This is a genomic window from Zavarzinia sp. (assembly GCF_041650655.1).
GTDB lineage: Bacteria > Pseudomonadota > Alphaproteobacteria > Zavarziniales > Zavarziniaceae > Zavarzinia.
On the sequence record NZ_JBAZKR010000144.1, the window covers coordinates 1 to 7,801 of the forward strand.

10 protein-coding genes are annotated in these 7,801 nt (G+C 68.3%); 6 read left to right on the top strand and 4 right to left on the bottom strand.

The genetic code is table 11. The features are described 5' to 3' along the window. Window positions 1-221 precede the first annotated feature (221 nt). Window positions 222-1,190 carry a 2-hydroxyacid dehydrogenase gene (locus WC493_RS20515; protein WP_373068019.1) on the top strand — a complete coding sequence of 323 codons (969 nt, stop codon included), beginning with the start codon at window positions 222-224 and terminating at the stop codon, window positions 1,188-1,190. On the opposite strand, the gene WC493_RS20520 is transcribed toward WC493_RS20515, so the two are convergent. Further along, the gene (locus WC493_RS20520; RefSeq protein ID WP_373068021.1) at window positions 1,174-2,610 is read right to left on the bottom strand and encodes a PLP-dependent aminotransferase family protein; all 1,437 of its coding nucleotides are present in this window, start codon (window positions 2,608-2,610) and stop codon (window positions 1,174-1,176) included. The two genes, WC493_RS20515 and WC493_RS20520, sit on opposite strands and share 17 nt — an antisense overlap. A gap of 78 nt (window positions 2,611-2,688) precedes the next feature. Between WC493_RS20520 and WC493_RS20525 the strand changes: the two genes are divergently transcribed. Further along, entirely contained in the window at window positions 2,689-3,318 is a 630-nt protein-coding gene (locus tag WC493_RS20525) for a pyridoxamine 5'-phosphate oxidase family protein (RefSeq protein WP_373068023.1), read from the top strand. A gap of 207 nt (window positions 3,319-3,525) precedes the next feature. Here the strand turns inward: WC493_RS20525 and WC493_RS20530 are convergent, their stop codons facing one another. Further along, a complete protein-coding gene (locus tag WC493_RS20530; RefSeq protein ID WP_373068025.1) occupies window positions 3,526-4,119 on the bottom strand; it encodes an HD domain-containing protein in 594 nt (197 codons plus the stop codon). A gap of 12 nt (window positions 4,120-4,131) precedes the next feature. Further along, window positions 4,132-4,905: a class II aldolase/adducin family protein gene (locus tag WC493_RS20535; RefSeq protein WP_373068027.1), complete on the bottom strand. Its 774-nt coding sequence runs from the start codon at window positions 4,903-4,905 to the stop codon at window positions 4,132-4,134. Between the two features lie 95 nt (window positions 4,906-5,000). Here WC493_RS20535 and WC493_RS20540 point away from each other — a divergent pair, with 95 nt between their 5' ends. From WC493_RS20540 to WC493_RS20550, 3 genes are read left to right on the top strand one after another with little or no spacing between them, the layout of a single operon-like run. Next, a complete protein-coding gene (locus tag WC493_RS20540; protein ID WP_373068029.1) occupies window positions 5,001-5,693 on the top strand; it encodes a Crp/Fnr family transcriptional regulator in 693 nt (230 codons plus the stop codon). 52 nt (window positions 5,694-5,745) lie between these two features. Next, complete coding sequence (locus tag WC493_RS20545; RefSeq protein WP_373068031.1) at window positions 5,746-5,991, top strand: type II toxin-antitoxin system Phd/YefM family antitoxin; 246 nt, start codon at window positions 5,746-5,748, stop codon at window positions 5,989-5,991. Beyond that, window positions 5,988-6,374: a type II toxin-antitoxin system VapC family toxin gene (locus WC493_RS20550; protein ID WP_373068033.1), complete on the top strand. Its 387-nt coding sequence runs from the start codon at window positions 5,988-5,990 to the stop codon at window positions 6,372-6,374. The genes WC493_RS20545 and WC493_RS20550 overlap by 4 nt, the downstream gene beginning before the upstream one ends. On the opposite strand, the gene hemB is transcribed toward WC493_RS20550, so the two are convergent. Then, window positions 6,375-7,388: a porphobilinogen synthase gene (gene hemB, locus WC493_RS20555; protein ID WP_373068035.1), complete on the bottom strand. Its 1,014-nt coding sequence runs from the start codon at window positions 7,386-7,388 to the stop codon at window positions 6,375-6,377. It lies immediately after the preceding gene. Window positions 7,389-7,535: 147 nt separating this feature from the next. Between hemB and WC493_RS20560 the strand changes: the two genes are divergently transcribed. Further along, on the top strand, window positions 7,536-7,801 hold a 266-nt coding region (locus WC493_RS20560; protein ID WP_373068037.1), incomplete at its 3' end, for an acyl-CoA dehydrogenase family protein.

Sequence of the window (7,801 nt, forward strand, 5' to 3'; positions counted from 1 at the left end):
TCACGGCGACACTGGTTTCGCCGTCCACGAATGCCCAACGGGCAAGGAAGAACAACCCGACCAGCACGGTCGTCAATACCAGGGCCCGCCGCAACATGCCTTTTTCGACCTCCCACCCGAATCGGGTGTCTTGCAAATATGACATGTATCATCCGGCGACAAGAATGCGGCCGATGTTGGACTTGCGGTCGCACCGCCACTGTTGCCAGACTGCCACCGTGATGACGGCCAAACCCTCGATCCTGGTCGCCCGCCGCCTGCCCGACGCCTGCGAGGCCCGGCTGGACGCCGATTTCGCCCCGCGTCGGCTGCCCGGCGACGGGCCCCACCCAATGCCCGCCCTGCTTGCCGCCGCCGAGGGCTGCAGCGGGATGCTGGTCACCCTGACCGAAAGGCTCGACGCGGCCACGATCGCCACCCTGCCCGCCTCGCTCCGCATCATCGCCACCATGTCGGTCGGCTTCGACCATATCGATGTCGGCGCCGCCACGGCGCGCGGCCTGGCGGTCACCAATACGCCGGGCGTGCTGACCGAGGCGACCGCCGACCTCACGCTTCTGCTGATCCTGGGGGCGGCCCGGCGCGCCACCGAAGCCATGGCCTTGATCCGGGAGGACCGCTGGGGCACTTGGTCGCCGACTGGGCTGCTCGGCGTCGATCTCGCCGGGCGCCGGCTCGGCATCCTCGGTCTCGGCCGGATCGGTGCCGCAGTGGCGAAGCGGGCGCGCGCCTTCGGGCTGGAGATCCATTATCACAACCGCCGCCGTGCATCGCCCGAGCAGGAGCAGGGTGCCACCTATCACGATACGCTGGACCGGCTCCTCGCGGTCTCGGACATCCTCGCCCTGACCGCCGCCTCGACACCGGAGACGCGCAACATCATCGATCACGCGGCGCTGGCGAAGCTGCCGCCCGGCGCCATCCTGGTCAATTCCGCCAGGGGCGATCTGGTCGACGACGACGCCGTGATCGAGGCGCTGCGGACCGGCCGCCTGTTCGCCGCCGGTCTCGACGTCTTCCGGGGCGAGCCGGCGCTCGATCCCCGTTACCGCAGGCTTCCCAATGTCTTCGCCCTGCCCCACATCGGCTCGGCCACGGTCGAGACGCGAACGGCCATGGGCATGTGCGCGATCGACAATCTCGACGCGGTACTGAAGCGCGGAACCGCGCCGATCACACCAGTGACCTGAGTGCTTCGGCGAGTCGCGCCACGGCGGGATCGATCGCCGGGACCGGCACGCAGGCAAAACCCAGTTGGAGACCCGAGACCTGCGGCGTCTCCAGGCAGGCGCGCGACAGGGCCGGCGCCACGATGCCGGCGGCAGCGACGGCGCGTGCCGCAACAGCGTCATCGATCCCGTTCAGGCGAAGGGCGAGCTGGATCCCCGCCTCCGAACGCTGGACCCGGCCGAAGGGGGCGAGGCGGCGCTCGCAGGCCTCGATCAGGGCGGCGCGGCGTTCGCCGTAGACGGTCATCAGGCGGCGCAGATGGGCCGCGAAATGGCCCTCCAGCACGAAATCCGCCAGCACCGCCTGCACGATCAGCGGCGGCGCCTGGCCGGTGTGGCGGATCACCCGCGCCGCCACTGCGGCCAGTTCCGCCGGCAGCACGGCGAAACCGACGCGCAAGGCCGGTGCCAGCGCCTTGCCGAAAGTGCCGAGATAGATCACCCGGCCGCTGGGCGCCAGGTTGAAGAGCGGGTCGAGCGGCGGCCCTTCGAAGCGGAATTCGCCGTCAAAATCGTCCTCCAGCACCCAGGCGTCCGCCGCCTCCGCCGCCTGGAGCAGGGCGAGCCGGCGCGCCAGGGTGAGGGCGACCCCGGTCGGATATTGATGGGACGGCGTGACATAGACGAGTCGGGGCCGGACGCCGCTCCCCTGCCCGGCCTCGACCCGGATCCCTTCGCCGTCGACCGGCACCGGCACGAGGCGGAGCCCGGCGGCGACGAAGGCTCCGCGCGCACCGAGATAGCCCGGCTCCTCGATCCAGACGGGATCACCCACGTCGCACAGCAGCCTGGCCACGAGGTCGAGCCCGCCCTGGGCCCCGGTCGTGACCAACACCTGTTCCGGCGCCACCACGATGCCGCGCAGGGCGGCAATGTGACGGACGATCGCCTGTTTCAAGGGCGGCCAGCCGCCCGGATGCTCGAAACCGAAAAGCTCCGCCTTGGACTGGCGCAGCCGCCGCGCCATCAGCCGGGCCCAGAGTTCGCCCGGAAAGAGGTCGAGGGCCGGCAGCCCGGGCACGAAGGGCGAGGCGGCGACCGGCTGGCCCCGCTCGATGCCGGCGAGCGCCCGCCCGCGGGCGGACAGCGTGCCGGCCGGGGCGAGGTCGCGCCGGCGCAGCAAGGCGGGGTCGATCCGCGCCACCGCGGTACCGGCCGCCCCCTTGGCTTCGACGAAACCATCCGCCGCCAGGCGCTCGTAGGCCGCGGTCACCGTATTGCGGCCGACCGCGAGCAGATCCGCCGCCGCCCGGCTGGCCGGCAGGCGGTCGCCCGGCGCCAGGCGGCCCGACAGCACCGCCGCCCGGATCGCCTCATAGACTTGCTGGGCGAGCGGCGCCGCCCCGGAACGATCCAACCCGCGCCCCAAGTCCGCGAACATCTTGGCCCCATCAGCTTTGAGAGCTTGGATCTTCTGACAGAGCCAAGATCAGCGCAAGCTCGGCCACAGGAGGTAGCCATGACCGATATGCCCGTCTCGTCCTTTCCCCGTACCGAGCGCACCACGGTGCACCGCCTGCCCAAGCGCGCCACCTACGACCGCGCCGCGGTGGAGGCGATCCTCGACGAAGGCCTGGTCGCCCATATCGGCTTCGCCGGCACCGATGGAACGCCGGTGGTGCTGCCCACCGCCTATGCGCGGCTGGGCGACAAGGTGATCGTGCATGGCTCGTCGGTCGGGCATTTCATGACCACGCTGGCCGAGGGCGTGCCCCTCTGCCTGACCGTCACGCTGCTGGACGGGCTGGTGCTGGCGCGGAGCGCCTTCCACCATTCGATGAATTACCGCTCGGTCACCGTCTTCGGCACGGCCCGGGTGATCGAGGGCCACGAGGCCAAGCTGGAGGCGCTACGCGGCCTGACCGAGAGGCTGACCCCCGGGCGCTGGGACCAGCTCCGCCCGGTCACGGTGAAGGAAGTGGCGATCACCACCGTGCTGGAACTGCCGCTCACGGAAGCGGTCGCCAAGTTCCGCGCCGGCCCGCCGGTCGACGATGCCGAAGACATGGGCTGGCCGGTCTTCGCCGGCGTGGTGCCGCTGAAACTGACCGCCGGCGAGCCGGTGCCGGACCCGACACCGGCGGCGTGATGCTCGGCGGCCCATCCGACTTATGCCGGAGCGCGGCCGACGGGGATTCCCTGACGGAATCCGGGCCATTTCGCTGAAGCCGCACACAACACTCGATCGTCATCGCCGGGCTCGGCCCGGCGATCCACGTCTATCCGCCCGGCTCGGTGTTCTCGTCGATGGCCGGGGCTTCGCCCGGCCATGACGTCAACAGAGGGGCGGCCTCGATCACTCGCCCTTCATGTAGATGCTGCGGCGGGGGCGCGAGATCACCCGTTCCACCATCGGGCGGAAGGCTTCGAGCGGCATCGATTCAAAATTCGGGTCGAAGCAGTTCTGGTCGAATTTCTCGCAGAATTCCGCGGTGTATTCGAAGTTCGGATGGCCGCGGAATTTCTCCCGCATGTCGCGGTCGAGCCCCAGGAAGTGGAAGAAGTAGTAACCCTGGAAGATACCGTGCTTTTCCACCATCCAGTGGTTCTGCTCGGAGACGAAGGGCTTCAGCACCGCCGCCGCGATGTCGGCGTGGTTGAAGCTGCCCAGCATGTCGCCCATGTCGTGGAACAGGGCGCAGACGACATATTCCTCGTCCCGTCCCGCCTGATGGGCGCGGGTCGCCGATTGCAGGCTGTGTTCCAGCCGGTCGATGGCGAAGCCGCCGACCTCGTCCTTCAGGAGCTTCAGGTGGTCGAGCAGGCGACCGGCCTGCTTGGCCTGGAAGGGCAGTTCACAAGCGATGATCCTGCCCCAGTCGTCCATCGTGCCGTCTTCCATGCGATGGAAGCGGGCGGTCGGGATCTCGGTGCCGCCGTCGTGCGCCATGACCTCTCTCCCTTACGAGCGGAAGGAAGGGTCGAGGCGGTCGAGCTTGCGCAGAAGCCCGGGCCACGACAGCACGGCGGTGCCGGCGAGGCCCCGGCCCTGGTCCATCGTCGTGCGCTGTACGCTCTCCGGCGGGACGACGATCTTGCCACCGCCGGAAAGGGCTGCGATCTGCTGCGAACAGGCGCGTTCCAGGAAGAAGATGCGGGTCCAGGCTTCCGCGACATTGGTGCCGATCGCCAGCGTGCCGTGGTTGCGCAGGATCATCATGTTCTTGGTGCCGATGTCGGCCACCAGGCGCTCCCGCTCGTCGAGGTTCAGGGCGATGCCCTCATAGGCGTGATAGGCGACGTCCTCGATCACGGTCAGGGCGTTCTGGCTGATCGGCAGCAGGCCCTGTTCCTGGCACGATACGCCGACGCCGGCATCGGTGTGGAGATGCAGGACGCAGCCCGCCTCTTCCCGCGCGCCATGGACGGCCGAATGGATCGTGTAACCTGCCGGATTGATGTAGTACTCGGTGTCCATCAGGATGTTGCCGTCCAGATCGACCTTCACCAGGCTCGACGCCGTGATCTCCTCGAACATGTAGCCGTAAGGGTTGATCAGGAAGTGGTGGTCCGAATTGGGCACCCGGGCCGAGATATGGGTGAAGATCATGTCGTCCCAGCCGTGCAGGGCGACCAGGCGGTAGGCAGCAGCGAGATCGACACGGACGGCCCATTCCTCCGGGCTCACCTGATCGCGCACGCTCTGGCCCGACTTCTTCAAGGCGACGGTCGACATAGGCTCTCCTCCCCATTGTCCGTTGCTGTTTTTCTCTTGTACGCGATGGCGCCGGATTAGAATGTCAACAAGTTGACACTTCGCTCGGGAAGCCCATGCGCCTCGACTTCGACCGTGCCGCCCGCCTGCTCGCCGCCCGCGGCTGGCTCGCCGATCAGCCGGACGACCTGCGCCGGCAGGTGCTGGCGGGTGCACGCCTCATCGAACGCCTGCCGGGGGAAAATGTCTATGCCCTGGGCGATGCGCCGGACGGGCTCTATGCCCTGCTCTCGGGCCGGCTGAAATTCGTCAACTACCAGCGTGACGGGCGCGAGGTCGGCACCTGGATCACCGAGCCGGTGGATTGGTTCGGCGAAGTCTCCCTGTTCGACGGCAAGCCCAGGCTCCAGACCGTGGTGGCGGTCGACCGGTCGGCGATCCTCTTCCTGCCGGCGCCTGCCTTCTTCGCGATCGTCGAGGCCGAACCCCGCTTCTGGCGGAATTTCGCCCTGATCCTGTCGAGCCACCTGCGCATCGCCATGCGCTTCCTCGAGGAAATGGCGGCCGAGACCGCCCCGGTGCGGATCGCCCGCGTGCTGATCATGATGGCCGTCGGCGAGAGCGCGCGCGATCCCCTGCCCGGCGCCGTGGTCGAGGTCAGCCAGGAACAGCTCGCCGCGACCACCGGCATCTCGCGCCAAAGCGCCAACAAGGCCCTCCGCCGCCTGGCCGACGCCGGCCTCGTCGAACGCCGCTACGGCGCGGTGATCCTGACCGATCCGGGGAAGCTGGCCGAAGTGGGGCGTTGAATTCAATGGGCGGCAGGATAAACTAAGAGAACTTAGTTTACTGAGGCACACCATGCGCACCGTCAATATCCACGACGCCAAGACCCACCTGTCCCGCCTCGTCGAGGAAGCGGCCAAGGGCGAATCCTTCGTCATCGCCAAGGCGGGGCGACCGATGGTGAAGGTGACGGCCCTCGAAGGGACGAGCGCCAGCACGACGCGGCGGATCGGCTTCATGGCCGGCGAATTCACGGTACCGGACGATTTCGACCGCTGGGCTGCGGACGAGATCGCCGAGATGTTCGGCGCCGCCAAGTGAGGCTGCTGCTCGATACCCATGTGCTGCTGTGGGCGGCCGCGGAGCCGCAGCGCCTATCATCCAACGCGTTGTCGCTGCTAGCATCGGCCGACAACGACCTCGTCTACAGCGCGGCGAGCCTTTGGGAAGCGGCCATCAAGAGCAGCTTGGGGCGGCCTGATTTCACCGTCCAGCCGCAAGTCCTGCGCCGCCGGCTGTTGGAGGCGGGATACGAGGAACTGGCGATTACCGGCGAACACGCGTTGCTGACCGCCAGCCTGCCGCTTCTGCATCGCGATCCCTTCGACCGCCTGCTGGTCGCCCAGGCCACGGTCGAAGGCATCACCCTGCTCACCGCCGACGAGCAGGTGGCCCGCTACCCGGGCCCCATCCGCCGGATCTGATCAGAGTCCCTTCAGCAGCTTCGCCGCCTCGGGCGCGAAATAGGTGAGAATCGCGTCTGCGCCGGCGCGTTTGAAGGCGAGCAGGCTTTCCATCATCACCTTGGTGCCGTCGAGCCAGCCGTTCAGGGCGGCGCCCTTCAGCATCGCGTATTCGCCCGAGACCTGATAGGCGAAGGTCGGCGCGCCGAATTCGTCCTTCACCCGGCGCACGATGTCGAGATAGGGCATACCCGGCTTCACCATCACCATGTCCGCGCCTTCGGCGAGGTCGAAGGCGACTTCGCGCAGGGCCTCGTTGGTATTGGCGGGCGACATCTGGTAGGTGCGCTTGTCGCCCTGGCCGAGGTTGCTGGCCGAGCCCACGGCATCGCGGAAGGGGCCGTAAAAGGCCGAGGCATATTTGGCGGCATAGGCGCAGATCATCACGTCCTGGAAGCCGGAATCGTCCAGCCCGCGGCGGATGGCGCCGATGCGCCCGTCCATCATGTCGGACGGCGCCACCACGTCGGCGCCGGCCTCGGCCAGCACCAGGGCCTGGCGGACCAGCAGGGTCACCGATTCGTCGTTCACGATCACGCCTTCGCGCAGCACGCCGTCGTGCCCGTGGCTGGTATAGGGATCGAGCGCCACGTCGCAGATCAGGCCGACCGGCAGCTTCTCCGCCTTGATCGCCCGCACGGCCCGGCACACCAGGTTCTGCGCGTCGAGGGCATAGCTGCCGATCGGGTCCTTCAGGTCGGGATCGGTCTGGGGGAACAGGGCAAGCGCCGGAATGCCCAGTTTCGCCGCCTCTTCCGCCGCCTTCACCGCGCCGTCGACGTCGCGCCGGACGACGCCCGGCATGGAGGCGACTTCCTGGCCCGCCGTCTCGCCGTCGGTCACGAAGATCGGCCAGATCAGGTCGTCGACCGTCAGCAGATGTTCGGCCACCAGGCGGCGCGACCAGTCCTGCGCGCGGAGGCGGCGCAGGCGGGTGGTGGGGAAGCCTTGGGGCGACGGGAACGGGGTAGCCATGGCACGCCTTCCGAAAACAGGAGAAAGTCCAGTAATCCCGTCGGCCTTTCGGTGCAAGGGGGTGCAGACCCGCACAATGGTTCTGCGTGCCCCCGGAGTTGACACAGGTTCCCCCCGCCCTAGAGTTCCCGGCAACCGGGAGGACCCATGAATTTCGAGCTGACCGAAGACCAGCGCGCCTTTCGCGACACGGCGCGCGCCTTCGCCGAAGACCGCATGATGGAGGCGGCCGCCGGCTGGGACGAGCGGAAGGAACTGCCGATCCCGGTGCTGCGCGAGGCGGCGGCGCTCGGTTTCGGCGGCATCTATGTGCGCGACGACGTGGGTGGGTCGGGCCTCGCCCGGATCGACGCCGCCCTGATCTTCGAGGAACTGGCCGCCGCCTGCCCCTCCACGGCCGCCTTCATCTCGAT